This window comes from Cobetia sp. LC6, from assembly GCF_030264805.1.
Taxonomy (GTDB): Bacteria; Pseudomonadota; Gammaproteobacteria; order Pseudomonadales; family Halomonadaceae; genus Cobetia.
Map to the genome: position 1 here is coordinate 65,329 of NZ_JASSPL010000013.1, position 26,389 is coordinate 91,717.

The 26,389-nt window shown below is 61.9% G+C and carries 26 protein-coding genes and 1 tRNA gene; 24 read left to right on the forward strand and 3 right to left on the reverse strand.

Features of this window, described 5'->3' with window-relative positions; translation table 11 throughout:
• Positions 1-77 precede the first annotated feature (77 nt).
• Positions 78-935: a TlpA disulfide reductase family protein gene (locus QQF40_RS14270; RefSeq protein WP_175090328.1), complete on the reverse strand. Its 858-nt coding sequence runs from the start codon at positions 933-935 to the stop codon at positions 78-80.
• Positions 936-1,133: 198 nt separating this feature from the next.
• Between QQF40_RS14270 and QQF40_RS14275 the strand changes: the two genes are divergently transcribed.
• Entirely contained in the window at positions 1,134-1,394 is a 261-nt protein-coding gene (locus QQF40_RS14275) for a hypothetical protein (RefSeq protein ID WP_175090329.1), read from the forward strand.
• Positions 1,395-1,625: 231 nt separating this feature from the next.
• On the opposite strand, the gene QQF40_RS14280 is transcribed toward QQF40_RS14275, so the two are convergent.
• Positions 1,626-1,702, reverse strand: a tRNA-Pro gene (locus tag QQF40_RS14280).
• 230 nt (positions 1,703-1,932) lie between these two features.
• Positions 1,933-2,922 carry an octaprenyl diphosphate synthase gene (gene ispB / locus QQF40_RS14285; RefSeq protein ID WP_107335841.1) on the reverse strand — a complete coding sequence of 330 codons (990 nt, stop codon included), beginning with the start codon at positions 2,920-2,922 and terminating at the stop codon, positions 1,933-1,935.
• A gap of 283 nt (positions 2,923-3,205) precedes the next feature.
• On the opposite strand from ispB, the gene rplU reads away from it, so the two are divergent.
• The 23 genes from rplU (at position 3,206) to QQF40_RS14400 (ending at position 25,794) form a co-directional block, all read left to right on the forward strand.
• Complete coding sequence (gene rplU / locus QQF40_RS14290) at positions 3,206-3,517, forward strand: 50S ribosomal protein L21 (RefSeq protein ID WP_043335971.1); 312 nt, start codon at positions 3,206-3,208, stop codon at positions 3,515-3,517.
• 33 nt (positions 3,518-3,550) lie between these two features.
• Positions 3,551-3,808 carry a 50S ribosomal protein L27 gene (gene rpmA, locus QQF40_RS14295; RefSeq protein WP_043335969.1) on the forward strand — a complete coding sequence of 86 codons (258 nt, stop codon included), beginning with the start codon at positions 3,551-3,553 and terminating at the stop codon, positions 3,806-3,808.
• A gap of 125 nt (positions 3,809-3,933) precedes the next feature.
• The gene (gene cgtA / locus QQF40_RS14300) at positions 3,934-5,130 is read left to right on the forward strand and encodes an Obg family GTPase CgtA (RefSeq protein WP_285461703.1); all 1,197 of its coding nucleotides are present in this window, start codon (positions 3,934-3,936) and stop codon (positions 5,128-5,130) included.
• 202 nt (positions 5,131-5,332) lie between these two features.
• Positions 5,333-6,514, forward strand: coding sequence for a glutamate 5-kinase (proB, locus tag QQF40_RS14305; protein WP_175090331.1), 1,182 nt, complete (start codon positions 5,333-5,335; stop codon positions 6,512-6,514).
• A 301-nt stretch (positions 6,515-6,815) separates the two neighbouring features.
• The gene (gene rpsT / locus QQF40_RS14310; protein WP_043335965.1) at positions 6,816-7,082 is read left to right on the forward strand and encodes a 30S ribosomal protein S20; all 267 of its coding nucleotides are present in this window, start codon (positions 6,816-6,818) and stop codon (positions 7,080-7,082) included.
• Positions 7,083-7,319: 237 nt separating this feature from the next.
• Positions 7,320-8,858, forward strand: coding sequence for a murein biosynthesis integral membrane protein MurJ (gene murJ, locus QQF40_RS14315; RefSeq protein ID WP_285461717.1), 1,539 nt, complete (start codon positions 7,320-7,322; stop codon positions 8,856-8,858).
• 134 nt (positions 8,859-8,992) lie between these two features.
• Positions 8,993-10,126 carry a bifunctional riboflavin kinase/FAD synthetase gene (gene ribF, locus QQF40_RS14320; RefSeq protein ID WP_285461704.1) on the forward strand — a complete coding sequence of 378 codons (1,134 nt, stop codon included), beginning with the start codon at positions 8,993-8,995 and terminating at the stop codon, positions 10,124-10,126.
• Between the two features lie 11 nt (positions 10,127-10,137).
• Positions 10,138-12,969 (forward strand): isoleucine--tRNA ligase, encoded by a 2,832-nt coding sequence (gene ileS / locus QQF40_RS14325; protein ID WP_285461705.1) that lies wholly within the window; start codon positions 10,138-10,140, stop codon positions 12,967-12,969.
• A gap of 118 nt (positions 12,970-13,087) precedes the next feature.
• On the forward strand, positions 13,088-13,615 hold the full coding sequence (gene lspA, locus QQF40_RS14330; protein WP_054556926.1) for a signal peptidase II: 528 nt from the start codon (positions 13,088-13,090) through the stop codon (positions 13,613-13,615).
• A gap of 20 nt (positions 13,616-13,635) precedes the next feature.
• Entirely contained in the window at positions 13,636-14,079 is a 444-nt protein-coding gene (gene fkpB, locus QQF40_RS14335) for an FKBP-type peptidyl-prolyl cis-trans isomerase (protein ID WP_175090335.1), read from the forward strand.
• Between the two features lie 60 nt (positions 14,080-14,139).
• Complete coding sequence (gene ispH / locus QQF40_RS14340) at positions 14,140-15,108, forward strand: 4-hydroxy-3-methylbut-2-enyl diphosphate reductase (protein ID WP_175090336.1); 969 nt, start codon at positions 14,140-14,142, stop codon at positions 15,106-15,108.
• A gap of 221 nt (positions 15,109-15,329) precedes the next feature.
• Complete coding sequence (locus QQF40_RS14345) at positions 15,330-15,818, forward strand: type IV pilin protein (RefSeq protein ID WP_175090337.1); 489 nt, start codon at positions 15,330-15,332, stop codon at positions 15,816-15,818.
• A 74-nt stretch (positions 15,819-15,892) separates the two neighbouring features.
• The gene (locus QQF40_RS14350) at positions 15,893-16,393 is read left to right on the forward strand and encodes a GspH/FimT family pseudopilin (protein ID WP_175090338.1); all 501 of its coding nucleotides are present in this window, start codon (positions 15,893-15,895) and stop codon (positions 16,391-16,393) included.
• A 62-nt stretch (positions 16,394-16,455) separates the two neighbouring features.
• Positions 16,456-16,956 (forward strand): type IV pilus modification protein PilV, encoded by a 501-nt coding sequence (gene pilV / locus QQF40_RS14355; RefSeq protein WP_285461706.1) that lies wholly within the window; start codon positions 16,456-16,458, stop codon positions 16,954-16,956.
• Positions 16,953-17,942, forward strand: a complete 990-nt coding sequence (locus QQF40_RS14360; protein WP_285461707.1) for a prepilin-type N-terminal cleavage/methylation domain-containing protein — start codon at positions 16,953-16,955, stop codon at positions 17,940-17,942. The genes pilV and QQF40_RS14360 overlap by 4 nt, the downstream gene beginning before the upstream one ends.
• Positions 17,942-18,520, forward strand: a complete 579-nt coding sequence (locus QQF40_RS14365; protein ID WP_285461708.1) for a pilus assembly PilX family protein — start codon at positions 17,942-17,944, stop codon at positions 18,518-18,520. The genes QQF40_RS14360 and QQF40_RS14365 overlap by 1 nt, the downstream gene beginning before the upstream one ends.
• A 13-nt stretch (positions 18,521-18,533) precedes the next feature.
• Complete coding sequence (locus QQF40_RS14370; protein ID WP_285461709.1) at positions 18,534-22,145, forward strand: pilus assembly protein; 3,612 nt, start codon at positions 18,534-18,536, stop codon at positions 22,143-22,145.
• A gap of 10 nt (positions 22,146-22,155) precedes the next feature.
• A complete protein-coding gene (locus tag QQF40_RS14375) occupies positions 22,156-22,494 on the forward strand; it encodes a hypothetical protein (protein WP_285461710.1) in 339 nt (112 codons plus the stop codon).
• 56 nt (positions 22,495-22,550) lie between these two features.
• A complete protein-coding gene (locus tag QQF40_RS14380; RefSeq protein WP_438940930.1) occupies positions 22,551-22,979 on the forward strand; it encodes a type IV pilin protein in 429 nt (142 codons plus the stop codon).
• Between the two features lie 242 nt (positions 22,980-23,221).
• Positions 23,222-23,767: a GspH/FimT family pseudopilin gene (locus tag QQF40_RS14385; protein WP_215824657.1), complete on the forward strand. Its 546-nt coding sequence runs from the start codon at positions 23,222-23,224 to the stop codon at positions 23,765-23,767.
• A complete protein-coding gene (locus QQF40_RS14390) occupies positions 23,751-24,257 on the forward strand; it encodes a hypothetical protein (protein ID WP_285461711.1) in 507 nt (168 codons plus the stop codon). The genes QQF40_RS14385 and QQF40_RS14390 overlap by 17 nt, the downstream gene beginning before the upstream one ends.
• Positions 24,257-25,258 (forward strand): PilW family protein, encoded by a 1,002-nt coding sequence (locus QQF40_RS14395; protein ID WP_285461712.1) that lies wholly within the window; start codon positions 24,257-24,259, stop codon positions 25,256-25,258. Before QQF40_RS14390 ends, QQF40_RS14395 begins: the two co-directional genes overlap by 1 nt.
• Entirely contained in the window at positions 25,255-25,794 is a 540-nt protein-coding gene (locus QQF40_RS14400; protein WP_175090347.1) for a pilus assembly PilX family protein, read from the forward strand. Before QQF40_RS14395 ends, QQF40_RS14400 begins: the two co-directional genes overlap by 4 nt.
• Positions 25,795-26,389: the final 595 nt, after the last annotated feature.

Genomic DNA, 26,389 nt, shown 5'->3' on the forward strand with positions numbered 1-26,389 from the left:
TCAGACGCCGTGGCTTAAGCGCCTTTTCTTGTGGCGAGCGTCTTTGTCGCACCAAGCGAGGCCACCGGCGTGTCGTCCTATGGCTGTGACGCCGGTAGCAGGGCGTCCAGCTGAGCGCGGCTCAGTTCGCCGATATGACGCTCGATCAGCTGTCCGTCGCCATCGAAGACCAGTGTCGCGGGCAGGCCCTGCGCCTCGGCCAGCGCCATCAGCTGCATGGCGGGGTCGAGCAGCGCGTACTCGAGCGTCAGCTGTTCGCTTTTCAGAAAGCGGGTCACCGCCAGCGCCTGCTCGCCCTGATTGGCCAGTACCACGGTGACGCCGGGTCTCCGATCGGCCTCTGCCAGCAGTGGCATCTCGCGGCGGCAGGGCGGGCACCAGGTGGCCCACAGATTGACGATCACTCGCTCGTTCTGGATGTCATTCAGCGCGACGGGGCGCCGATCCAGATGATGGAGGGTGATGGCAGGCATCGCGTCGAGGGCGGAGTCGTTGCCCAGCGGGTCGAGCTGCTTGAGGCCGAGGAAGGCGGTCAGGCCGAGGGTCAGGCTGCCCAGCGCGATGACCTGGCGAATCGTGCCATGCCGGCGCAGCAGCCACAGGCTGGCCAGGGTCGCGGCCAGCATGCCGCCGAACAGGTGATAGCCCGGTTGCCACAGCTTGAGGATATCCAGCGGTGCCTGCTGATAACTTGCCCAGTGCAGCGCGACATGAGTGAGGCGCGCACCGATCACCCAGCTGACCAGCATGCGATTGAACCAGCGCGAGGGGCTCAGCGGCGGTGAATCGTGAGCGGGCGCGGTCGTACCCCTGGCGTGCATGCGTGCCAGCAGACGAATCAGCAGCGAGAACTCGATCAGCATCACCAGGGCTGCCACGAAGGCATAGAGGCGTTCGACGGAAATCAGGGCAGGGCCCAGGGCGATGGCATCCATGCGGTTATCCTCTGGCGGTGTCCGGGAGAGCGTTCAGGGCAGCAATACCTGTCGGCCTGTATGTGGCAAGCGCTTGGAAAACGCTCGGCAGGCGCTGCAGTCGCGAGGCTCGAGTATGCGATAATCGATGGACTTCGACATCCACGCCCCGCGCGCTGAGCATTGCTCCGCCGCCGAGGACGCTCCAAGGATATCCCCATGCTGTCACATCATTATGACCGTAGCCGTGCCATCGCCGTTGCCAGTCAGGCCAGCGGCCTGATCGCCATCGTCGCGCTGGAGACCTGGCTTGGCGATGCCGCCCGCCTCTGGCAGGGGCTGGTATTCGCCCTGATGCTGGCCTTCGGACTCGGCCTTGCCCTGCGCAGTTACTACCTCAAGCAAAAGGCCCGCCGCGACCGTGAACGTGCTGGTCGCGAGCGGGCCCGCAAGGCGAGTGACAGCTGGATGTCCGACTGACTCGCCGCTCGATATGGCTCAGTGCGCGCTATGAATCAGTCACCCTGCAGGCGGTAGCCGTCGCGCTCCATGCAGTATTTCAACAGTGTGTGCATGGGGCATCCTGAGGGGTGTAGCGCGTCGGGGGGGGCGTCGCAGGCGCGAGCAAGCAGAAGGAGGCTGGTGAGGCAGGAAAAACCTTCCAGCATCAAAAAAGCCGCTGATCAATGATCAGCGGCTTTTTCATATGTCTGGTCGGAGTAGCAGGATTCGAACCTACGACCTCTGCCTCCCGAAGGCAGCGCTCTACCAAGCTGAGCTATACTCCGATGCGTCGTGAGCTTGTCTCGACGGAGGTGAATTATACGCAGGCAGCTTTGCTTTGCAAGCCCTTGAGGTCAAAAAGTTTTATCTGAGTCTCAAGGGACAATTCGGCTGTCGAGAAGCGCGCTTCCATTCACCTCATCCTGCTGGCACTTCTCGCCACGTTGACGGCGGTCTTCTCCTGCCATGATCGACTGACCGATGACCTGCCAGGCAGGCTATCGTCTTGCGCATATCAGGCCTGGCGGCCGACACTCAACAGCGCGATGCGCTCGAGGCTGTCGCGGAATTCGCTCTCCGGCAGCGCCTTGAGCTCGTTCAGGGCGTTGTCGGCCATCTCCTGGGCACGGCTGCGGGTATAGTCGAGACCGCCCGTGAGGCGTACCACTTCCAGTACCTCGTCGAGCTGCTCCAACCCACCTTTCTCGATGGCGCCGCGCACCAGGCTGGCCTGAGCCGGACTTCCGACTTGCATGGCGCGAATCAACGGCAGGGTCGGCTTGCCTTCGGCCAGGTCATCACCGACGTTCTTGCCCATGGTCTCGGCATCGCCCTGATAGTCGAGCAGATCATCGATCAGCTGGAAGGCGAGGCCCAGGTAGCGGCCATAGTTCTGCAGCGCGCTGACCTGTGCCGGCGTGACAGTGTCGTCGGTTTCCCTGGCCAGAATCGCGCCGGCATGGGCGGCCGCCTCGAACAGCATGGCAGTCTTGCCGTGGATGGTCTCGAAGTAGGCGGCTTCATCAATGTCGGCGTTGCCGATATTGGTCAGCTGCAGGACTTCGCCCTCGGCGATGGTGCAGGTGGCGGCGGAGAGTATCGCCATCACGTCCATCGAGCCGACTTCGACCATCATCTGGAAGGAGCGCGAATAGAGGAAGTCACCGACCAGCACCGAAGGCGCATTGCCCCAGGTGTCATTGGCGGTGGAACGGCCGCGCCGCAGGCTGGATTCATCCACGACATCATCGTGCAGCAGGGTCGAGGTGTGCATGAACTCGATCAGCGCGGCCAGATGAACGTGTTTCTCGCCTTGATAGCCCAGCGCGCGGGCTGCCAGCAGCACCAGCACCGGGCGCAGGCGTTTGCCACCACTCTGGATGATGTACTGACCGATGGTCTGGACCAGCGGCACGCGCGACTCGAGCTGCGCGAGGATGGTGCGGTCGACGGCGGCGAAGTCATCTGCCACTGCCGCGTGAAGGGTCGATGCGTCGGCTTGCATGAGATCGTCGTGCCCGTAGCGAGAGGTGAGGCCGCCGTGGCGTGCCGTTTGGCGGTAATGCTATGGGGCACCCCTATGGCCGTCAAGGCGTGCACCCGCGCAAGGACGCTGGCTGGCGGCCGATTGGTCGCGTAAACCTTGACATTGCTTGTCGGTCGCGGCACGTGGCGCTATAATATGCGGCCGTGACTCATCCCGCTCCCTGTCAGATGGCTCCAGAAGGGGCGCCACTCGCAGCAGGCCACCCAAGAGCACACCCTTGATGAGTTCGATGGAGAGAATCATGTACGCAGTTATCAAGAGCGGTGGCAAGCAGTACCGCGTTCAGGAAGGCCAGACCCTGAAGCTCGAGAAGCTTGAAGTCGCGACTGGCGAAGCTATCCAGTTTGACGAAGTCCTGATGGTCGCTGAAGGCGACGACATCAAGGTCGGCGCTCCGCTGGTTGAAGGTGCCAAGGTTTCTGCCGAGGTCGTGTCTCACGGCCGTGGCGACAAGGTCACCATCATCAAGTTCCGTCGCCGGAAGCACTCCATGCGTCGTGCGGGCCACCGTCAGTGGTTCACCGAAGTCAAGATCACTGGTATCTCTGCTTAATTGCAGCGCTACCCACCATAGGAGAATTATCCAATGGCACATAAGAAGGCGGCGGGCTCTACCCGCAACGGTCGCGATTCTGAATCCAAGCGCCTTGGTGTGAAGCTGTTCGGTGGCCAAGCGGCTATCGCCGGCAACATCATCGTGCGTCAGCGCGGCACCCGTTTCCACGCTGGTACTGGCGTCGGCATCGGCAAGGACCACACTCTCTTCGCTCTGGCCGACGGCCACGTGAAGTTCGAGACCAAGGGTCCGAAGAACCGCAAGTTCGTCAGCATCGTTTCTGCCTGAAACGTCTGACAGCTTACGCAGACTGGACGATGCCCCGGTATCGTGGGACGGTCTGCAAGGAAGCCCCGCTCAGGCGGGGCTTTTTTGTCGCATGACGGCCCGGGTCGTCGTCAGGAGAGAGCAGCATGCAGTTCCTTGATGAAGCGTCGATCATTGTAGAGGCCGGACGTGGCGGCAATGGTTGCCTGAGTTTTCGCCGTGAAAAATACGTGCCGCGCGGTGGTCCCGATGGGGGCGACGGTGGGCACGGCGGCAGTGTGTATCTGATCGGGGATGACTCGCTCAATACCCTGATCGACTTCAAGTTCCAGCGCTACTACCAGGCAGAGAGCGGCGATGCCGGTCAAGGCCGCCAGATGGCAGGCAAGGCGGGTGAGGACCTGATCGTCAAGGTGCCGGTCGGCACCACCGTGATCGACGAGGAAACCCTCGAGATCATCGGTGACGTGACGGAAATCGGCCAGCTGGTACTGGTTGCGCAGGGTGGACGTCGTGGGCTGGGCAACATCCACTTCAAGTCTTCCACCAACCGCGCGCCGCGTCAGACTTCCAAGGGGACCTGGGGCGAGCGCCGCAACCTGCGTCTCGAGATGAAGGTGATGGCGGACGTCGGTCTGCTCGGCATGCCGAATGCCGGCAAGTCGACGCTGATCCGAGCCGTCTCCGCCGCCAAGCCCAAGGTCGCCAACTACCCGTTCACCACCCTGGTGCCGAACCTCGGTGTCGTGAAGATCGGTAGCCACCAGCACTTCGTGATGGCCGATATTCCCGGTCTGATCGAAGGCGCGGCGGATGGTGCCGGCCTGGGACTGCGTTTCCTCAAGCACCTGACGCGTACGCGCCTGCTGCTGCACGTGGTGGATATCGCCCCCTTCGACGAGAGCGATCCGGTGCATGCGGTCGAGGCGATCCTCAAGGAGCTGGAGAACTTCTCCTCGGCACTGACGGAGCTGCCGCGCTGGCTGGTGATCAACAAGGTCGATCTGCTGGCGGAAGAGGATCGTGACGCGATGGTCAAGGACCTCGTCGAGCGTCTGGGCTGGGAAGGCGAGCTGTTCGTCGTCTCCGCGGCCAGCGGTATCGGCACCCAGGAGCTGGTGCAGGCCGCACACCGCTGGCTGGGCGAGCAACGCCTGCAGCTGGCGGAAGATCCGGAAGCTGCCGAGGCACATGCCGCCCTGCTGGCGCGCATGGAGAACGAGTCGCTGGAGCGCGCTGAAGAGCGCCTGACACGTCGCAAGCGCAAGAAGGATGACGAAGAAGAGGACGATGACGACTTCAATGACGACGATTACGACGTCGAAGTCGAATACGCGCCCTGAGGTCTCAGTTTGTCCGGTGGCTGTCCTGCGCGGTAGCCACTGAGTGACGAGCGACCCGCTGCGCGATTCACGCCCCGCCCCGAACCTCATGGTCTCGCGGCGGGGCGTTTTCGTTGTCGGGGCCGGCGAGGAGTGATGACAGCGGGCTGGCGGGAGCAGACAATGGCAAGCAGGGAGGCAGGGCCTGCCGGCGAGGGATTACATGACAGGAGAGAGCGCGGTGTCGGAGCAGAAGGTGGCGGAAGTGGCGGAGCTGGGCAGTCAGACGGGGCGCGAGGCCTTGGCCAGTGCACGGCGCGTGGTGGTCAAGATCGGCAGTGCGCTGCTGACCGACGACGGCCGCGGGCTGGATGACGCCGGCATCGGGCGTTGGGTCGATCAGATCGCGGCGCTGCACGCGCGGGGTGTCGAGGTGATCGTGGTGTCCTCCGGGGCGATCGCGGTCGGCATGTCGCGGCTGGGCTGGTCAGCTCGCCCCAGCGGTGTGCATGAGCTGCAGGCGGCAGCGGCGGTCGGTCAGAACGGCCTGACCCAGTGCTATGAAGAGCATTTCCATCGTCATGGCCTGACCACGGCGCAGATTCTGCTGACTCACGATGACCTCTCCAACCGCAAGCGCTACCTGAATGCACGCTCGGCGCTGCGCACCCTGGTCGACCTGCGGGTGGTGCCGGTGATCAACGAGAACGACACCGTGGTCACCGACGAGATCCGCTTCGGCGACAATGACACCCTCGGCGCGCTGGTCGCCAATCTTCTCGAAGCCGATGTGCTGTTGCTGCTCACCGATCAGGAAGGCCTTTATGATGCCGATCCGCGTCATGACCCGGCGGCCAGCCTGATCGAGGAAGCCCAGGCCGATGACCCGATACTGGTCAAGGTGGCCGGCGGCGGCGGTTTGCTCGGGCGTGGCGGCATGGCGACCAAGGTGCGCGCGGCGCGTCTGGCGGCGCGCAGTGGCGCATTGACCGTGATCGCTTCTGGTCGTCAGCCCGAGGTCATCACTCGACTGGCTTCCGGTGAGCGCTTCGGCACGCTCCTCTTGCCGGAGCATGCACCGATCGCGGCACGCAAGCGCTGGATCGCGGGACAGCTGCAGGTGCGCGGCACCCTGACGCTGGATGCCGGGGCCGTCAATGTGTTGACCACGCGTGGCTCCAGCCTGTTGCCGGTGGGCGTCAGGAAGATCGAAGGCGCTTTCAAGCGCGGTGACCTGGTGCAGTGCGTCGATGAATCCGGCCAGCGCATCGCCAAGGGCCTGGTGAATTACAGCGCCGAAGATGCCGGACGGATTCTCGGCCTGCCCAGTCATCAGATCGAGGCGACGCTGGGCTATATCGAGGCACCGGAACTGATCCATCGCGACAACCTCATCGTGCTGTAGCACCCATGAGGCCTGCTTCCTGGCTCTGTGCCTGGGTCTGTGTTTAGGGCCGGTACAGGCAAGCTCAGACTGGCGATATGCGTTCGGGTCATGCTAGACTTTGCCGTCCTGTCGGGTGCTGGTCCGCCCCGATGGCGAAGGTTTGACGGGGCTTCCACGTCAAGTCGCTGATTTCTCGAAAGTCTTCACATCAGTGTCGAAAGACGAGAGATGATCGGACTCGCTGTCGCGGTGCGACAACGTCTTCCAAATTCAAGTTCATGAGTACGCGCCTACGGGTGGACTCATAAGGAGCATCAAAGTGGCAAATTCCAAGCAAGCACGTAAGCGCGCTCGTCAGGCTGAAGTTCGTCGTCAGCACAACTCCGCACAGCGTTCCGCCGTGCGTACCAGCATCAAGAACGTGCTGAAGACCGTCAAGACTGGCGATCACGCTGCTTCCATGGCCGCTTTCAATGTCGCGCAGAAGGTCCTCGACCGTTACGCCGACAAGGACATTCTGTCCAAGAAGAAGGCCGCTCGTCTGAAGAGCCGTCTGAACACTCGCGTCAAGGCACTGGCTGTCTAAGACGTGTGAGTGTGAAAAAACCGGCTTCGGCCGGTTTTTTTGTGTCTGTCTGTCGAGTGGATGGCATCGGTGTCAGGTCAGGGAAGCGAGAGGGGTGTCAGGGTGAGCAAGCCGCAGGATGAGTCGCCCGCAGGCGAGCAGGAAGTCAGAGAAGAAGATGGCAGGGTCGAGGCCGCCGCGCAGTCCGCTTCACAGGCGAGTGCCCAAGGCGAGACCCGCTCGGGCGACAGCCTGCCGATGCGGGGTGGTCTGTTGCGCTCGGGGTTGATCGTCAGCGTGATGACGATGCTGTCGCGCGTGCTTGGGCTGGCGCGCGATGTGACCATCGCATCACTTCTGGGCGCCGGCAGCGGGGCGGATGCCTTCTTCGTTGCCTTCAAGATCCCCAACTTCATGCGCCGCCTGTTTGCCGAGGGTGCCTTCAACCAGGCCTTCATTCCGGTGCTGTCGGAGTATGCGACTCGCCGGACGCGGGAGGAGGTCCGCGAGTTGCTGGACGCCGTCAGCGGCAGTCTTGGCGTCGTACTTGCGTTGATCACCGCGCTCGCGATGCTGTGCGCGCCCTGGCTGGTGTGGGTCTTCGCGCCCGGGTTCGGTGACGATGCCGGCAAGCTGGCGCTGACCGGTGACATGCTGCGCCTGACCTTCCCGTATCTGCTGCTGATTTCGCTGACCGCCTTTGCGGGCAGTGTGCTCAACACCTGGAATCGCTTTGCGGTGCCGGCCATCACGCCGGTGCTGCTCAACCTGAGTCTGATCGGCGCGGCGCTGTTGTTGGCCCCTCGCTTCGAGACACCCGCCATGGCGCTGGCCTGGGGCGTGTTGATCGCCGGTGGCGTGCAACTGCTGTTCCAGGTGCCGTTCCTGTTGCGGCTTGGCCTGATGCCCAAGCCATGGCCGAATTTCGCCCATGAGGGCGTGCGCCGCATTCTCAAGTTGATGACCCCGGCGCTGTTCGGTGTCTCGGTCTCGCAGATCAATCTGCTGCTGGATACCGTGCTGGCCTCGTTTCTGGTCACCGGCAGCGTGTCGTGGCTCTATTACTCCGACCGTCTGGTCGAGCTTCCGCTGGGCATCATCGGCATCGCCATCGGGACGGTGATTCTGCCGGCGCTCTCCAAGCGCCACGCCGAGCAATCACTGGAGCACTTCCAGAAGATGCTCGACTGGGCGCTGCGCTCGGTACTGTTGATCGGTGTGCCGGCGGCGCTGGCGCTCGGCGTGCTGGCCGAACCCCTGCTGATCACGCTGTTCCACTACGGCGCGATGACCGACAACGATGTGGTGATGTCGGCCCAGAGCCTGCGTGCCTACAGCTTCGGCCTGCTGGCCTTCATGTTGATCAAGGTGCTGGCACCGGGCTTCTATGCGCGTCAGGACACGAAAACGCCGGTCAAGATCGGTATCATCGCGATGGTCGCCAATATGGCCTTCAATCTCGCACTGATCGTGCCGCTGGCGCATGCCGGGCTCGCGCTGGCCACGGCGCTGTCGGCCTTCCTCAATGCGGGTCTGCTGGCACGCGGCCTGTATCGTGACGGCGTGCTGCGCTTCCAGCCCGGGTGGGGACGCTATTCGCTGACGCTGATCGGCGGTTGCGCCCTGATGGGCGGCGGCCTGATGTGGCTGTCGCCGGACTGGACCACCTGGCTTGGTTGGGGCCTGTGGGAGCGCTGTGCGATGATGGGAGCGCTGGTCGTCGGCGGTGTGCTGGCCTATGCGGTGTGGTTGGGGCTGTGCGGTGTCCGCCCGCGCCATTTCCGCATGCAGAGCTGAGTCTGCTGCCCGGGTGCCACGCAGGTTGGTGCCCCCGGTTCCAGCTGTTTTCTCCCTGGTGGGGCAACGGTGGCTGTCAGCGCCGTGCCCCTTCGCTATAATCGACCACTTTCGGCGGCTTGTGTGATGCACGCATGGACTTGATCAGAGGACTCCACAATCTCGCCCGCCTGCGCAAGCAGGATGGCAGTCGCGGCTGTGTGGCCACCATCGGCAATTTCGATGGCGTGCATCTTGGCCACCAGGCGATTCTGGAGCAACTTCGCGAGCGCGCGGCGGCCTATGGCCTGCCCGCCACGGTGGTGGTGTTCGAGCCGCAGCCGCGTGAGTTCTTCGCGGGTGACAAGGCGCCGCCGCGGCTGACGCGTCTGGCGGACAAGGCGCGTCTGCTGGGCAGCCATGGCGCCGAGCGCGTACTGTGTCTGCCCTTCAATGAGACGCTGCGCTCGCTGTCGGCACGCGAGTTCATCGAGCAGGTGCTGATCGATGGGCTCGGCGTGCGTCATCTGGTGGTCGGTGACGACTTCCGCTTCGGCTGCGATCGCGCCGGAGACTTCGCGTTGCTGGAGCGCATCGGTGCCGCCGAAGGCTTTGCGGTGGAACATACCCGCACCTTCGAGATCGCCGGTGAGCGTGTTTCCAGCACCCGTGTGCGTGAGGTGCTGGCTGCAGGCGACATGGCGCTGGCCGCCTGGTTGCTGGGGCGCGCCCACCACTGGCAGGGACGCGTGGTCGCAGACCGCCAGCTGGGTCGCACGCTGGGCGTGCCGACCGCCAACCTGCCGCTGCCGAATGCGCCGCTGGCGGTCTCCGGCGTCTACGCGGTGATGGCGCACCTTGCCGACGGCCGCGACTGTCCGGCGGTGGCCAACATCGGCTGGCGCCCGACGGTCGGTACGCCGCGGCCGGTGCTCGAGGTCCATCTGCTGGACTTCGCAGAAGACCTCTATGGCCAGCCGATGCGCGTCAGCTTCTGCGCCTTCCTGCGTGGTGAACAGCGCTTCGATGGCCTGGAGGCCCTCAAGGCCGCCATCTACGCCGATATCGCCCTCGCGAAGCGTTTCTTCGCGCTGGCCGCGGGCGAGATGCCTGCCGGTGATGAGCAGGCGTTGCTCGATTGCATGACCTCGATGGCTGACCTGCCGCTGGCCAGCCGTCCGCTGAGCGCACTGATGACGGATGCGCCGACGGCACCCTTACACGGCACTGCTGAGGTGTCTGATTCCACAGCTCGGGAAGCCCAGGCTTCCCGCCCCCACGACGGCTGACCCGAAAGGCTATGAGCGACTACAAGCACACTTTGAATCTGCCCGATACCGACTTCCCGATGCGCGGCAATCTCCCCAAGCGTGAGCCGGAGCAACTGGCGCGCTGGAACGAGATTGACCTCTATGCGCGTCTGCGTGAAGCAGGCAAGGGCCGTCCGAGCTTCGTGCTCCACGACGGCCCTCCCTATGCCAACGGCAATATTCACATCGGTCATGCCGTCAACAAGATTCTCAAGGACATCATCGTCAAGTCCAAGACGATGGCGGGCTTCGACGCGCCTTACGTGCCGGGTTGGGACTGTCATGGTCTGCCCATCGAGCACAAGGTCGAGACGACCCACGGCAAGCACCTCGAGTCCGAGAAGGCGCGTCATCTCTGCCGTGAATACGCTGGCGTGCAGGTGGAAGGTCAGAAACACGAGTTCATCCGTCTCGGCATCGTCGGTGACTGGGGCAACCCGTATCGCTCCATGGACTTCGCCAATGAAGCCGGTGAGATCCGTGCGCTGGCCGAGATGGTCAAGGGCGGTTATGTCTTCAAGGGGCTGAAGCCGGTCAACTGGTGCTTCGATTGCGGCTCTGCGCTGGCGGAAGCGGAAGTCGAGTACGCCGACAAGACCTCTGATGCCATCGACGTCGCCTTCGCGGCAGACGACAGTGCGGCACTGGCCAAGGCCTTCGGCCTCGAGTCATTGAGCAAGCCGGCGGCGATCGTGATCTGGACCACCACTCCGTGGACCATCCCGGCCAACCAGGCGCTCAACGTTCACCCGGACTTCGTCTACTCGCTGGTCGACACCGGCGAGCGCATGCTGGTGCTGGCCGAGGAGCTGGTCGAGGACAGTCTGGCGCGCTTCGGTCTGAGCGGTGAGACGCTGGCGACCGTCAACGGCGCGGCGCTGGAGCTGATCAACTTCCGTCACCCGATCTACGATCGTCTGTCGCCGGTCTACCTGGCCGACTACGTCGAGACCGGTGCCGGTACCGGTATCGTCCACTCCGCGCCGGCCTACGGCGAGGATGACTTCCATACCTGCCGTCGTTACGGCATGAGCTTCGACGAGATCGAGAGCCCGGTGCAGGGCAATGGCGTGTACGTGCCGGACCTGCCGGAATTCGGTGGCCAGTTCATCTGGAAGGCCAATCCGAACATCGTCGCGCGTCTGGAAGAGCTCGGCGCGCTGATGGCGCACGAGAAGATCACCCACAGCTACATGCACTGCTGGCGCCACAAGACGCCGGTCATCTATCGCGCGACGGCCCAGTGGTTCGTCGGCATGGACCTCCCCGGCACCGATGGCGTGACCCTGCGTGACAAGGCGCTGTCCGCCATCGAGGACACCGCCTTCATCCCGGCCTGGGGCCAGGCGCGTCTGAAGAGCATGATCGCCAACCGTCCGGACTGGTGCATCTCGCGTCAGCGCAACTGGGGCGTGCCGATTCCGCTGTTCCTGCATCGCGCGACGGGGGAGCTGCATCCTGACAGCGTGGCGCTGATGGGAGCGGTCGCCGATCGCGTTGCCGAGCATGGCATCGATGCCTGGTGGTCACTCGACAGCCAGGAGTTGCTGGGCGACGAGGCCGAGAACTACGAGAAGGTCACCGACACGCTGGACGTGTGGTTCGACTCCGGGACGACCCACTGGCATGTGCTGCGTGGCTCGCACCCGCATGGTCACGAGCAAGGCCCGCGTGCCGACCTGTACCTGGAAGGTTCCGACCAGCACCGTGGCTGGTTCCACTCGTCACTGCTGACCGGCTGTGCCATCGACGGCCACGCGCCCTACAAGGCGCTGCTGACTCACGGTTTCACCGTGGATGCGCAGGGTCGCAAGATGTCCAAGTCCGTCGGCAACGTGGTCGCGCCGCAGCAGGTGATGGACAAGCTGGGCGCCGACATCCTGCGTCTGTGGGTGTCCTCCAACGACTACTCCGGCGAGATGGCCGTCTCGGACGAGATCCTCAAGCGGACCGCCGACGCCTATCGTCGTATCCGCAACACCTCGCGCTTCCTGCTGTCCAATCTGAACGGCTTCGAGCCCGAGCGTGATGCGCTGGCCTTTGACGACATGCTGGCGCTGGACCAGTGGGTGGTCGATCGTGCCGCCCAGCTGCAGGCACGTGTCGAGCTGGCCTACGAGGAATACCGCTTCCTCGACATCTATCAACAGGTGCTGACCTTCTGCTCGCGTGAGCTGGGCGGCTTCTATCTGGATGTCATCAAGGACCGCCAGTACACTACGCAGCCGAACTCGCGTGCGCGTCGTAGCTGCCAGACGGCGCTGTACCACGTGATCGAGGCACTGGCACGCTGGATGGCGCCGATCCTCTCCTTCACCGGTGAAGAGATCTACGCCAACATTCCGGGCCCGCGCAAGGACACCATCTTCCTCGAGACGGCCTACACCGGCCTGACCACCCTGGCGGATGATGCCCCCATGGGGCGTGAGTTCTGGGAGCAGGTGCTGCACGTCAAGCAGGCGGTCAACAAGACGCTGGAAGGCGCGCGTAACGCCGGTCTGGTCAAGAACGGCCTGGCGGCGGAAGTCACTCTCTACGTCAATGACGAGCTCAATACGCTGCTGGCAAGTCTCGGCGACGAGCTGCGCTTCGTGATGCTGACCAGCGGCGTGACCCTGGCGCCTCTCGAGGCGGCCGGTGAGGCAGAAGAGACCGACGTGTCCGGCCTCAAGGTGGCGGTCAAGGTCAGCGAGAATGCCAAGTGCGAGCGTTGCTGGCACCACCGTCCGGAAGTCGGCACCCTGCCGGAACATCCGACGCTGTGCAGCCGCTGCGTGACCAACCTGCCGGATGGCGAAGGCGAGACGCGTCACTTCGCTTGATCGCTGATGCGACCGAGGCATCGTTCAGCCTCCGCTGAGCGCTGATATCGAACGCCGGGCTCTGGCCCGGCGTTCGTGTCTTGCCGGTCGCAGACTCATTTCACGACAGGAAGGTAACATGACGTCTTCTTCACAAGGCCCCGCGACGGATACTCCCTCGGCCGGCAGTGAGCCAATGCGCTCGCCGCTGCGCTGGTTATGGTTGTCGCTGGTGATCGTGGTGCTGGACCTGGCCACCAAGTGGCTGGCCAGCAGTTCGCTGGTCTATGGTCAGGCCAACGAAGTGCTGCCGATCTTCAATCTGACGCTGCTCCACAACACCGGCGCGGCGTTCAGTTTTCTGGCCGGCCATGATGGCTGGCAGCGCTGGTTGTTTGCGGGCATTGCGGTGGTGGCAGCCATCGGCCTGAGCATCTGGCTTGCGCGCCTCAAGCGTCACGAGACCTTCACCGCGCTGGGCATCGCGCTGGTGCTGGGGGGCGCGCTTGGCAATCTCTATGATCGTGTCGTGCATGGCTACGTGGTGGACTTCCTGTCCTTCCACTGGGGCAATGCCTTCTTCCCGGCCTTCAACGTGGCGGATGTCGCCATCAGCCTGGGAGCCGTGGCACTGATTCTTGAATCTTTCCGTGGCCGCTCCGAATGAGCGCCACAAGCGAGGTCAGCATGAGCGAGCATCGTATCGCCGATAACATGGAGGTCAGCCTCCATTTCCGTCTGCGTCTGGAAGACGGCACCGAGGTGGACTCCACTTTCGACAAGACACCGGCCTCCTTCCAGGTGGGTGACGGCAATCTGCCCCCGGGCTTCGAGCGTTCGATCATGGGCATGGCGGCGGGCGAGACCGGCAGCTTCACGATCACGCCGGAGCATGCCTTCGGTCAGCACAATCCGCAGAACGTCCAGACCGTGGCGCGCAAGAGCTTCGATGAAGAGATCGAGGTCGGCATGGTGATGTCCTTCGCCGAGCCGTCGGGCTCGGAGCTGCCGGGCATCATCCGCGAGATCGATGAGCGTGACGTCAAGGTCGACTTCAATCACCCGCTGGCCGGGCGTACCCTGACCTTCGAGGTCGAGGTGCTGTCAGTCGCCCCCGCGACCACGCACTGAGTCTTCTTTCCCTAGGTGTGCTCCCCCGTGAGTGCACCTCGCCATCAAGCGGAGCCTGTCATGCAGATCAAGCTGGCCAACCCGCGCGGTTTCTGCGCCGGAGTGGATCGCGCCATCGATATCGTCAACGGGGCGCTCGACGTGTTCGGGCCGCCGATCTACGTGCGTCACGAGGTGGTGCACAACCGTTTCGTGGTCGACTCCCTCAAGGAGCGCGGCGCCATCTTCGTCGAGGAACTGCACGAAGTGCCGGATGACGTCATCGTCATCTTCTCGGCGCACGGTGTCTCACGTGCCGTGCAGGAAGAGGCCGAGCGTCGCAACCTCAAGGTCTTCGATGCCACCTGTCCGCTGGTGACCAAGGTGCACATGGAAGTCCTGCGCTATGCGCGCAAGGGCCAGGATTGCGTGCTGATCGGTCATGAGGGCCACCCCGAAGTGGAGGGCACCATGGGCCGCTATGACACTTCCAGGGGTGGCACCATCCATCTGGTAGAAGACGAGTCCGATGTGGCGAGTCTGGAGGTCAAGGACCCGGAGAAGCTGGCCTTCGTCACCCAGACCACACTGTCCATGGATGACACGGCGCGCGTGATCGATGCGCTGCGCGAACGCTTCCCGGCGATTCAGGGCCCGCGCAAGGATGACATCTGTTACGCGACCCAGAATCGCCAGGATGCCGTGCGCATGCTGGCGGAAGCCTGCGATGTGGTGCTGGTGGTCGGCAGCCCCAATAGCTCCAATTCCAATCGCCTGCGTGAACTGGCGGAGCGCATGCAGACCCCCGCCTGGTTGATCGACGATGCGCAGCAGATCGAGGCCAGCTGGCTCGAGGGGATCGGCAGTATCGGTATCACCGCAGGGGCCAGCGCCCCCGAAGTGCTGGTGCAGGGCGTGATCGATCGCCTGATGGCGCTGGGAGCCTCGGCACCCGAGGAACTCGAGGGTCAGGAGGAGAACATCGTCTTCTCCATGCCCAAGGAGCTCAAGGAGCGCTTGATCGCCTCGGACCAGATCCGCGAGCTGTAACACCTTGTAAGTTCCTGCCGGTGAAGAAGCCGCGACTCTGTCGCGGCTTTTTTGTGGGTGCCATTCGCATTTTGCCATTCAATTCAGTAGTTTCTTGTATAAGTGACAGCATTCTTGAGCATGATCGTTGATCAATCTGGTGCGCATTGAAAAAAAATGTAATGCGTGGTTACCGAAATGATACATAATGGAGGTATAGTTCGTACTCTGGAGAATCCCCCATGCCACGACTGTTCTCGGTCACCGGTGTCAGCAGTGCAGGTGCACGCCGTGAGCCGAAACCGGGGCGCGGGGCACCTGGCAGGCGTCGGGCTCAGGGCTTCACCCTGATCGAGATGATGATGGTGGTCGCGATCATCGGCATTCTGGCGGCGGTCGCCATTCCCTCCTATCTCGGTTATGTGGAGCGCAGCTGGCGCTCGCATGCCCAGCAGGCGCTGGGGCAGCAGGCCAGACAGCTGCATGGCTTCTACTATCAGAATTTCTCCGAGGCACCCGTGGGGGATGATGACCAGCCGACGGATGGCGTCAGCCGTATAGAGGATGGTGGTGGCAATCTTCGCTACCTGATCACGTATCGCAGTCTGTCTGCCTCGTCCTTCGTCCTGCAGGCGACGCCTCAAGGGGCACAACTCAATGACGACTGCGGCGTACTGTGGATGGACCAGGACATGAATACCGGTGCCGAAGGAGGAGGCCGGTGCTGGTGATGATGAGTCCCCAAGAGACACACTCGAGTCCGGCATGGCCGGTCGACCCTCAGCGGCAAGGAGACGTATCTCTCATGCGCCAATCCCGTGGTTTCACCCTGATCGAGCTGGTCGTGGCGGTGGCGATCATTGCCATCATCGCGACCTGGGCGGTGCCGGCCTGGCAAGGCCTGGTGCAGCGCTCTCAGGTGGAGTCCGATGTGCGTGCCCTGACCCATGCGCTCGGCATGGCGCGCAGCACCGCCACCACGCGCGGTGTCGATGTGAGTGTCTGTCCCTATGCGCCGAGCGTGGCCACCCCCAACCCCACGGCCTGCGACGATGACTGGGCGAGTGGCTGGGTCGTCTATATCGGGAGCACTTCCAACTTCACCCTCGACGATCGCCTGTGGATTCATCAGGACAGCAATGCGGTTGCCCAGTCGGGTGGCGCCGCCAGGATCACCTACAACGATCGCGGCACGCTGACTAGTGGCAACAGCACGCTGGTGTTCTGTGCGGCGTCCGATGCTACCTCTGTGGTAGTGGCGCCTTCAGGCCGTGTCCGCCTTGAATCCGGGGGGGACTGCTCATGACAGCATCGTTGATGACCACATCCCTCAGGAAAGTCCTACAGCCGAGAGCGCTGAGGGAGGCATTGCTGACGCGCCTGCAACGGCGCCGTTGCACCCGGCATTCTCAGCGCGGCGTCGGCCTGATCGAGGCGCTGGTCGCGGTCATGCTACTGGGGGTTTCCCTGTTGGGGCTGGGGTTGTTGCAAGTTCAGACGCTTCAGCATCAGCGCGTCAGCTACAGCAATACCGTGGCACAACTGCTGTCGCTGGACATGGCTGAACGTATCCGCGCCAACCTTGAGGCCATCGACCAATATGATGACGCCGACACCACCAATGCGCCGGCGGATGGATGCAGCTCGGACTGCATACCCTCAGAGCTGGCGGACCAGGACATCATTGATTGGCGTGACGCCATCATCGGCTCCACGCTGACCAGCGGCGTCGGCAGCGTGGATGTCGACGAGCGTGTCGTCGGCGGCGCCGGCATCGGCGTTCACGACGTCAGTGTCCAGGTACAGTGGAGTGACCCCATCAGCGGGGGAGTTGACCAGCAGACCTATCGTTTCGAGGTAGAGCCATGAACCGCTGTTCACCTGTATCGGCCCGCCGACGCTTGGCCCCCGACACTGCCCGTCCGCATGGCTTGAAGCGCCAGGCGGGCGTGGGGCTTGTCGAGCTGATGATCAGCCTGGTGCTGGGGCTGCTGATCACGGCGATGGCGGTGCAGATGTTCTCGACCTCACGCAGCACCGTGAGCACCCAGGAGGCGCTTTCCTATCTGCAGGAATCGGCCCGTTACGTGTCCTTCCGGCTCCAGCCACTTATGCGCAATGTGGGCTACGCAGGCTGTGCCAATAGCCGCGATATCACCAATGCCAGCTCGGTGGATGCCTCCCACGACCTCACGGCGCCTTTCGGTGGTCAGCAGCGTACCCAACGGGGCCTCAGCTATTTCAATCTGACGTTCGTCGCTGCCAGCAAGGATGGCGATGAAACCACGCTGACCAGCAGCATGACGTCGCTGGGTGGCCCACTGTCCGTGCGCAACGGTAGCGAAGATGCCTTCGTGACCAACGAGTATGCGCTGGTCAGTGATTGCAGCAGCACCGATGTCTTCAGGGTGTCGGGCACCACCCAGGGCAATGTGGAAACCAATGACACGCTGTCACGCTCCTACGGCAGCTCTCAGTCCTCGAACGCCTATCTCTACCCGGTGCAGGCCTGGGAGCTGCGGCTGGATGACCAGGCCAACGATTCCTCGGTGCGTGCACTGTATCTCGATCGAATCGATGCCGCTTTCGCACGGGAAGAACTGGCCTCCGGCGTACAGGGCTTCGATGTCAGCTTCAGTCTGGATACCACCGGCAACGGCAGTGTCGATCGCGTCAAGGTACCGGCCGCCACGGTACGCAGCGAAGGCCGTTGGGATGAGGTACGCCGTATCGAGATCGCTCTGACGCTCGAGAGCCTGCCGGGAGTGGTACCGGGCGGGAATAACGATGGCCGTTTGACGCGAACCTTCAATCTCACGTTCACACCGCGCAATCTGCAACTGAGGGGCAGTTGATGAATACCTCGTCTTCAATGTCTACCGTCTGCGCGGCCACCCGGGGGCCAGCACGTCAGCAAGGCATCGCCTTGCTGATCGTGTTGATCATGCTGGTCGTGATCGGGCTGCTGGCCGTCACCGGGGTCGAGGACAGTCAGCTGCAGACACGCATGGCCGTCAACAGCCGGAACTTCGAGCAGTCCTATTACAACGCGGAAACCAGTCTGAGCATCGGTGAGCGTGCGCTGCAGGAGAGCCTGGAGGATGGCACCTGGAGCCTGAACAGCTTTGATGACTCGGCTGGCCTGATGCTGGCACTGCCCGAGGATGCGCCACCGATCAACCCGCTCTCGGAAGCGGATTGGCAAGCCAGCGGTATCCAGACGCTGGACAGTGATACCGGCGCGGTCATCGGGGCCTATGTGATCGAGTATCTGGGCAAGGTCGGCGAGCCGCCGCTGAATGCCAGCAACGAAGTGAATGCGGTGGGCACGCGCCTGGATGCCTTCCGTATCAACGCGATGGGCACAGGAGGCGGAAATGGTGCCTCCTGGACAGTAGTGCAAAGCGAGATGGAACTGGGCCCTTACTTCTGAGAGGAGCAAGAACATGCGTTATCTGCTGAGTGGTGCCCTGTGCCTTGTCGCCTTGCCCTGTCTGGCGGCTCCCGGGGAAATTGCCCGCGCTCCGGTCACGGAAGCGACCGGAGTCCAGCCCAATATCCTGTTCATTCTGGATGATTCGGGCAGCATGGCCTGGGAGGATACCCTTAACAAGGGGGTCGAGCATTGGGGTTACCAGCCTGCTTCCTCGCTGATGGGGTACACCGGGGTGTATTCCAAGAGAGGGATCTGGATAGAGAACAATCATGATGCCGATGATCGTATCGTTTACTCATCAGACCTTGGCGGGGCGATCGGGGCCTGCATGGGCTTCAATGTCATGGCCTACAACCCTGCGCTGACCTACACCCCCTGGGCGGGCGCTGATCGAGCGGGAATCGCCTATCAGAACATGAGCCTGTCGAATGTCCGTGAAGATCCCTACGAGCCTACCAGCTGGGCCAGGATGAGCGATGACGCCTACTACGTCCGCTGGGACGACAATGGTGATGGGGACTATGACTACGGTGAATGCGGCGTCTATCGCAGCAATTCTGGGCGCCTGTATCTGGACGATGATCATGTCGTTGAAGTGGAAGACCTGTCCGCGGCTCAGCAAGTCAATTTCGCCAACTGGTTCACCTACTATCGCGACCGCATGCTGGTGGCCAAATCTGCCATGGCCGGTGTGATCAACGCCAATGAGTCCCGGGTCGGGCTGCGCACCATCCAGAGCCGCAACAATCGCAACGTTGCGGACATGACGGATACTGATGAGCGTGAAGCCCTGCTGGAGGAGCTGTTTACCGCCTATCCCTCCGGTGGCACTCCTCTGCGTACCGCGCTCAAGAGCGCCGGTGAGTATTACTCCAGCACTGGCCGTTCGGCTCCCATTCTGAGTGCGGATGAGGGCGGCATGTGTCAGCAGAACTATTCCATATTGATGACCGATGGCTACTGGAATGGCGCCAGCCCCAGTGTCGGTAACGTCGACGGTGGCAGCGGCGAATTCATCAGTGCCAGTCACCGTGACAGCTATTCCAATACGCTTGGTGATGTCGCGATGAAATATTATCGCGAGGACCTGCGGACTGACTTGATCGACAGCGTGCCGACCATACCGGGAGTGGATGAAAACTCCGCTCAGCACATGGTGACCTACACCGTCGGTTTCGGTGTGGATGGCTCGCTGTCCGAGAACCCTGCTGATCTTGAATCTGCCTTTACCTGGCCGCAGCCGGTCGCCAACGCCAATACCACCATCGACGATCTTCGCCATGCGGCCTGGAACGGGCGTGGTGAATATCTCAGCGCCGCCAATCCGCAGGCATTGATTGATGCGTTGAACAATATCGCTCAGTCGATCGCAGGACGCGCGGCCAGTACCGGTAGCCTGGACATCAGCAGTGGTGGGCAGACCAGCGGCGCGTACGTGATTCAGACCATCTATGATCCCGCTGATTGGTCGGGCGATGTCGTTGCACGCAAGATCGGCACCAATGGCACCTTGAGCGCCACCTCTGATTGGTCCGTCGCGGAGTGGTTGCGTGAGGATGATAGCCGTAGCTCCAGCCGCAAGGTGATTACCTACAATCCGGGGATCTCTGAAGTGGATGAGAAGGCGTTCTTCTTCGATATCGAGGAGGCCGGATCACTGGAGGCTGAACAGGTACTGGACCTCGTGGGTTTCCTCGATGAAACACTACTATCAGACACGTTGTTGGCAACGCTGCGGAGAACCGTCCGGGATGATGATGACGACGACGACGACGATGATGATGATGATGATGATGGCATTCTTGGCAGTGTCGGCTCAGTGGTAGGAGGCGTCACCAGTGGCGTGACTCAGCTGACGGGGCGCGTCCTGGACACTACCGGTACCTTCCTGAAGCTGGATGGCGCCAATCTTGGTGTCAGAACGTCGGATCTCGAAAACCTGATCGGTTATCTCAAGGGCGATGATGTCTACGAGGGCACCTTGTTCCGCGAGCGTGACGACAAGTATCTCGGAGATATCGTCCACGCCTCGCCGGCGATCGTCGGGCCGCCTTCGGCCAGCTATCGCAATGACATGGAAGTGTCTTCGTACCGCTCCTTCAAGACGCTGTATGAGGACCGCCAGAACATGATCTACATTGGTGCCAACGACGGCATGCTGCACGCCATCGACATGGAGACCGGTGAAGAGAAGTTCGCCTACATGCCGTATGCCGCCTTCAGCATCGAGAGCGGGCGCGGTATTCGCCAGCTCGCTGATCAGAACTATGTGCACCAGTACTATGTCGATGCCACTCCGGTCGCGCGTGACGTGCATGTCCAGTTGGGCGATGAGGATGCGCCCGGTTGGCACTCGGTCCTGCTGGGTGGGTTGGGCGCTGGTGGCAAGGCGGTCTACATGCTGGATATCACCGATCCTGAAGGCTTCGAGTCATTGGGTGAATCCAATGGCACCTCACCGGCCGAGATCGTGCAGTGGGAATTCACCCACGAGGACCTTGGCTATACCTTCAGCGATATTCAGGTAGCGCGTCTGGACGACGGCAAGTGGTATGCCATCTTCGGCAATGGCTACAACGCCGACAGCGATGGGCGTGCCAAGTTGTTCATCGTGGACCTGGAAGACCCCGACAACTATGCGCTGCTGGATTCTCAACAGGGCAGCAATGCCGGCGGGTCGTGCACCTCTGCCAGCAGTGACTGCAATGGCATGTCGAGTCCTGAGCTGGCTGACATCGACGCCGATGGCATCACCGACTGGGTCTATGCCGGCGATCTGCATGGCAATGTCTGGGTGTTCGACATGCGCGAGTTCTCGCTGAGCAACATCGGCAGCAGCGAAATATCGCGTCTTTTCCAGTCATGTGCCGTTGCCCTGAACAGCACGTCATCGACCTGTCCGGCAGCTTACCGACAGCCCATCACATCGCGGGTAGCCGTGGCACGCAGCGGTGTCTTCAACAGCACCGTCGATACGCCGTACCTGAATGTGTACTGGGGCACCGGGCAATTGCTGACGCTGCAGGATGCGGTCGATACCTCGACGCAATCCTTCTACAGCGTGCTGCATACCGGGTCTTCGACTCGTCGTCATCATGGCGAGCTGGAAAAGCAGAGCTTCTCCAATATCAGTGGTGTGAGTGACGCGCGTACGGTCACAGGGGTAGGCGTCGATTATTCCAATCAGAACAACAATGGTATGCAGTACGGCTGGTACCTGGAGCTACCGGACTCCGGTGAGCGTCTGGTGACCATCCCGGCTGTCCGTGGTGATCTGATTGTCTTCAATACCACCATCCCGGGCTCCAATGGCCCCTGTACTGGCGGTGCCAGCGGTTGGCTGAATGCGCTCAGCTTGCGCAATGGGCTACAACCGGTGCGCAGCTACAACAATGTGCAGCAGGTCTTTGATTACAACGATGACGGCGAGGTCAACGCGAGCGACAACGTCAACAATCAGGTCGTGCTATCGATCAAGACAGAAGGCGAGCCCACCTCACCGAAATTCCTGGGTGATACCCAGTACGTCGGCCAGGGCGGTACCAATCAGGTGGTCGAAATGGCCATGGATTTCGGGATCGACGGCCTGGAAGGCCGTAGTGCCTGGTATCAGCTGCGCTAGGAGAGAGACCATGAAGACATCACGACTCAAGCTGACTGGTAGTGGACTGATGCTGGCGGCGGGCTTGCTCTTCACGAGCTGGAGCTCCCAGGCCCTGGCGGAAGATACCCCGATTCCGCTGGTCATGGAGCAGAGCGTCACCGGCGTCATCGATGAGCGTGAGGGAGATCAGCTGCTCGTCGACGACATGGGTTTCGTGCTTCAGCCGGAGAGCCGGATACTCACCCGCAATGGGCGCGAGCTGAAGGCCTTCCACCTCACGCCGGGGCAGGAGGTCGAGGTGCGCTTCGACCCACGTGGTGAGCCGAAGCAGGTCATCGACATCACGCTGCTGCGTCGGGGGCGCTGATGATCAGGCGAACTGCAGGTTCTCGAGCACAAGGCGGCTTCGGTCTTCTGGAGCTCATGATTGCCGTGGCCATCATCGGCATTCTGGCGGCGATCGCCTATCCCAGCTATCAGGACCAGGTGGAGCGCTCACGTCGCACCGACGCCACCACCGCCTTGCTGGCGCTTGCCCAGACCCAGGAGCGCATCATGGCAACCTGCGGTGAATACGCGACGGCCAGCGTGACAGCGGCGACCAGCTGTGGAGATGCGCTCGGAGCCGGCGGCGATGGTATCGGGCTGGGGCAGGCAGATGCTGTCAGCGAGGAAGGTTTCTATAATCTGGCCGTTGCGGGAGATGCAGACAGCTATACCCTGACCGCTACTGCTACCGGCAGTCAGGCCAATGATGAGGACTGTGCCACCTTTACGCTCACGGAGTTGGGAGTGAAGGGGGCGGCAGTCCTTGAGGACTCGGAAGGCACTGACAGCAGCGATTGTTGGTAGGCACTGACAGCCGACATTGCATGGCAAGCGCATGAAGCCTCGATCTACGATGATCGGGGCTTTTTGTTTGGTGAGTGAGGTCCAGTCGAGAAATATGGAATAACGGTGGTTCTGGGGAGTTTTCGGGATGATGGGTAATCTTGTGTAACATAATGATTCCATCTGTGGTTCATAGACGTTAAATTGCCCAATTTCACGCCCTGCAGGGTGCTTTGGTCTGCGTGGCTTTCAGGGGTAAGACGATGCAGCTTTTTCCTGCACTTCGGCATGGATGTCAGCAGGGCCGCCAGCAAGGCTTCACGTTGATTGAGCTGATGATCACGCTGGCCATTCTCGTGATCACGATCACGATTGCCGTTCCCGCCTGGCAGGGGGTGGTCGCGCGCAACGCCGTCACCGGCACGGCCGAGACGCTCGTGTCTTCCATCAACTATGCGCGTAGCGAGGCGGTGGCCAGCGGCAACGACATCACGCTCTGCCCTCTGAATGCGCAGGGTGACGCCTGCATGAATTCCACCAGCTGGAGCAATGGCTGGGCGGTGGTGCAGGGCAGTCAGGCCGAGGCCCGGGCGTCGCTGGGCGATGACCTGTTGCGCGTGTTTGATGCCGCCATCACCGTGCAGGCGGGTGTTGCCGGCGTGACTTTCGATGATCAGGGCGCGACCTCTGATTCCACCTGGTTGTTGATCTGCGATCAGTCAGGCGGGCAGGGCCATCGCCAGCTTGAATTGACTCCCATTGGACGAGTGTTGACGGAGACTTATGGCAGCGATGACCAGAGTTGCTGAGCTTGGCGTGTCCCGTGCAAGCGGTGGCCAGCAAGGTACCAGCCTGCTGGAGGCGTTGATCGCTCTGCTGTTGATGGGGCTGACATTGCTGGGGTTCGGGCTCATGCAGATGGAAAGTCTGCAGGGCAACAACGAGAGTTACGCGCGTACCGAAGCCCGTATTCTCCTGGTCAGCATGGCTGAGCGCATTCAGGCCAATCCCGATGGCGTGGATGACTACGATGGGCTTTCCACCGCGGGGGCAGGAAATCCGGGCGGTTGTCCCTGCAGTGTTGCCGAGCTAGCGGCCCGTGATGTGGCGGTGTGGGCGGACAGGCTTGAGGACAGCAGTCTGAACGCGCCGGTCGGGTCCATCGCCAGCAGCGGCAGTGACCTTCTCACCCTGACCCTCGGCTGGAGTGGCGCCGCGCAGCTCGGACAGAACGAAGACAGCATGGACGCCGATGCCCAGATATTGAGCGAGACCCTACAGATACGCGTGGTGCCCTGATGTCGTCGAAAGCCTCCCTCTCGCTGCGAGCCTTCGCGTCGCGCTCGCCTCGGGCGCCGCGCTCGATTCTCTCACGGCGTGCCCAGCAGGGTGTCGGTCTGGTCGAGTTGATGCTGGCACTGGTGCTGGGATTGTTCATTTCCGCCATGGCGCTGGAATACTTTCTTGCCTCGCGCTCTACCCTCAACACGACGTCTGCCGTGTCTTACCTGCAGGAGTCTGCGCGCCATGTCACGCGTCGCCTGCAGCCATTGGTACGCAATGCCGGTTTTTCCGGCTGCGCGTCGGTGAGCAGTGTCAGTGATGGCACCGGCAGCCATGCACTGTCCGACTCACCTCTGACGGCCGAGTCCGACACGGTGGCGGGGATTACCTACGGTCGTCTGGCCTTGCAGGTACCGGCGCTGGGAGCGCAGCGCGGTTGGCAGCTCGGGGCGAGCGTCGCCCAAGGCGATACCTCGCTGACCCTGGAAGACTACACCTCCGGCACGCTGGAAACGGATAGCGTCGTGCTGCTCAGCGACTGTGAGAGCGGCGACATTGCACGCCTCTCGGGTGATGGAAACAACTCGCTCGAGCTGTCGAGCGCCGTCGAGCACGGCTATGGCGGCACCATACAGACCCAGGCGTATGTCTATCCGCTGCAGCGTTGGTACCTGTTGCTGTCACAGACCGATGACGACTCCCCCGTTCGGCTATGCCTGAACGGCGAGGATGTCGCTGGCGATCCGGCAGCAGGCTGTGGCGAAGAAGTGGCACGATACGTCGAAGCACTGGACCTGACCTTCGATACGGCCTCCGGCAGCGGTAGCGCGAGTCGCTTTACAGTGGAACGCAGCGTGGCGGAAGTGAAAGCCGCGAACGACTGGAGCAGCGTCAGACGGATCCACATCCGCCTGACCCTCAAGACGCCGCCGACGATCAATGTCGAGGGAGAGGGGGACGGTGAGTTGCAACGCACCTTCGATATCACTCTGAGCCCGAGGAATATCGGTCTATGAACCAGTCGAGTTCTCCCCGGCCGCCGCGCCAGCAAGGCATGGCATTGCTGGTCGTGCTGATCATGCTGATCGTGGTGGGCGTGATGGCGGTGACGGGCAATGAAGATACCCAGTTGCAGACCCGCATGTTGATGAATACCCAGTTCTATGACAACGCCTATGCGGAGGCCGAGAGCCTTCAGCAACAGGCGGAGAGTCGTCTGCTCGAGGGGGAGCTGACCCTGGATGATTTCGATGGGGACGGCTTCTACGACGTGACGGCGGGGGAGGAGCTGGGCTTCGATCCTCTGCAGGCAGATGCCTGGGAGGGAGAGGGGGTCTTGAGCGGTGATGCGGCTGACAACGGCAACTATGTCATCGAGTATCTCGGAGAGACGACGGAAGGCGTGCTGAATGACGATAACCTGAGCAGCAGTCAGTTGTTGAATGCCTTTCGCATCACGGCCGCCGGTTGGAGTCTTGAGAGCGCTGGTGACCCTGATAGCAGGAAGCGTGCACTGGCAGTGGTGCAAAGCGAAATCATGATGGCCGATTGAAGGGAATCTATCGATGAAATCGAAGCACTCACCCCGCCGCAGCGGCTTGCGTCGTCTTCACCTTCCAGCCCTGATGTCAGGCGGACTGATGATGGTCACCCTGCCCGTGCTGGCAGACAGCGACACGCTACTCCAGTTGCCCACCACCCAGAGCGTCGGCGTCACCCCCAATGTCCTGCTGGTGCTGGATGACTCGGGCTCGATGTCTTTTGAAGACACTTTTGAGGGTGGAGAGTCTGAGCAGTCTTATGATCTGGTTTACAATGATTGTTGGACCAAGGGTAATCGCACGATTTGTGGAGATTATCAGCCACTGGACTTGGATAATAAGTTCTTTTGTGCGGAAGAGAATAAGCAGGCCTACGACCCGGATCAGACTTATCTTCCCTGGAAAAAAGGCAAGTCTGAAGAACGTTATGACAACATGGATCCTACTGCTGCATGGATTGACTTCAGTAAAGGAAGTTCATGGGATAATGTGGTTGATTTGACCGATCCGAAACTTAACTTTCGTTACTATACTGGGCAGGGGTGCAAAAGCAATACGAAAGTCATGATATCTAGCCCAACTCTTTCTAAGGAAGAAAAAGTTAAC

Bases quoted from the DNA above. Each gene is read 5' to 3' on its own strand.
- proB (WP_175090331.1), top strand. From the start codon at position 5,333: ATGACAGGAGAGAGCGCGGTGTCGGAGCAGAAGGTGGCGGAAGTGGCG.
- rplU (WP_043335971.1), top strand. From the start codon at position 3,206: ATGTACGCAGTTATCAAGAGCGGTGGCAAGCAGTACCGCGTTCAGGAA.
- QQF40_RS14350 (WP_175090338.1), top strand. From the start codon at position 15,893: ATGCGCCAATCCCGTGGTTTCACCCTGATCGAGCTGGTCGTGGCGGTG.
- fkpB (WP_175090335.1), top strand. From the start codon at position 13,636: ATGAGCGAGCATCGTATCGCCGATAACATGGAGGTCAGCCTCCATTTC.
- lspA (WP_054556926.1), top strand. From the start codon at position 13,088: ATGACGTCTTCTTCACAAGGCCCCGCGACGGATACTCCCTCGGCCGGC.
- ispB (WP_107335841.1), bottom strand. From the start codon at position 2,922: ATGCAAGCCGACGCATCGACCCTTCACGCGGCAGTGGCAGATGACTTC.
- ribF (WP_285461704.1), top strand. From the start codon at position 8,993: ATGGACTTGATCAGAGGACTCCACAATCTCGCCCGCCTGCGCAAGCAG.
- ispH (WP_175090336.1), top strand. From the start codon at position 14,140: ATGCAGATCAAGCTGGCCAACCCGCGCGGTTTCTGCGCCGGAGTGGAT.
- QQF40_RS14360 (WP_285461707.1), top strand. From the start codon at position 16,953: ATGAACCGCTGTTCACCTGTATCGGCCCGCCGACGCTTGGCCCCCGAC.
- QQF40_RS14270 (WP_175090328.1), bottom strand. From the start codon at position 935: ATGGATGCCATCGCCCTGGGCCCTGCCCTGATTTCCGTCGAACGCCTC.
- QQF40_RS14380 (WP_438940930.1), top strand. From the start codon at position 22,551: ATGATTGCCGTGGCCATCATCGGCATTCTGGCGGCGATCGCCTATCCC.
- murJ (WP_285461717.1), top strand. From the start codon at position 7,320: ATGCGGGGTGGTCTGTTGCGCTCGGGGTTGATCGTCAGCGTGATGACG.
- QQF40_RS14385 (WP_215824657.1), top strand. From the start codon at position 23,222: ATGCAGCTTTTTCCTGCACTTCGGCATGGATGTCAGCAGGGCCGCCAG.
- QQF40_RS14370 (WP_285461709.1), top strand. From the start codon at position 18,534: ATGCGTTATCTGCTGAGTGGTGCCCTGTGCCTTGTCGCCTTGCCCTGT.
- QQF40_RS14365 (WP_285461708.1), top strand. From the start codon at position 17,942: ATGAATACCTCGTCTTCAATGTCTACCGTCTGCGCGGCCACCCGGGGG.
- ileS (WP_285461705.1), top strand. From the start codon at position 10,138: ATGAGCGACTACAAGCACACTTTGAATCTGCCCGATACCGACTTCCCG.
- QQF40_RS14390 (WP_285461711.1), top strand. From the start codon at position 23,751: ATGACCAGAGTTGCTGAGCTTGGCGTGTCCCGTGCAAGCGGTGGCCAG.
- QQF40_RS14400 (WP_175090347.1), top strand. From the start codon at position 25,255: ATGAACCAGTCGAGTTCTCCCCGGCCGCCGCGCCAGCAAGGCATGGCA.
- QQF40_RS14395 (WP_285461712.1), top strand. From the start codon at position 24,257: ATGTCGTCGAAAGCCTCCCTCTCGCTGCGAGCCTTCGCGTCGCGCTCG.
- QQF40_RS14275 (WP_175090329.1), top strand. From the start codon at position 1,134: ATGCTGTCACATCATTATGACCGTAGCCGTGCCATCGCCGTTGCCAGT.
- cgtA (WP_285461703.1), top strand. From the start codon at position 3,934: ATGCAGTTCCTTGATGAAGCGTCGATCATTGTAGAGGCCGGACGTGGC.
- QQF40_RS14345 (WP_175090337.1), top strand. From the start codon at position 15,330: ATGCCACGACTGTTCTCGGTCACCGGTGTCAGCAGTGCAGGTGCACGC.
- rpmA (WP_043335969.1), top strand. From the start codon at position 3,551: ATGGCACATAAGAAGGCGGCGGGCTCTACCCGCAACGGTCGCGATTCT.
- QQF40_RS14375 (WP_285461710.1), top strand. From the start codon at position 22,156: ATGAAGACATCACGACTCAAGCTGACTGGTAGTGGACTGATGCTGGCG.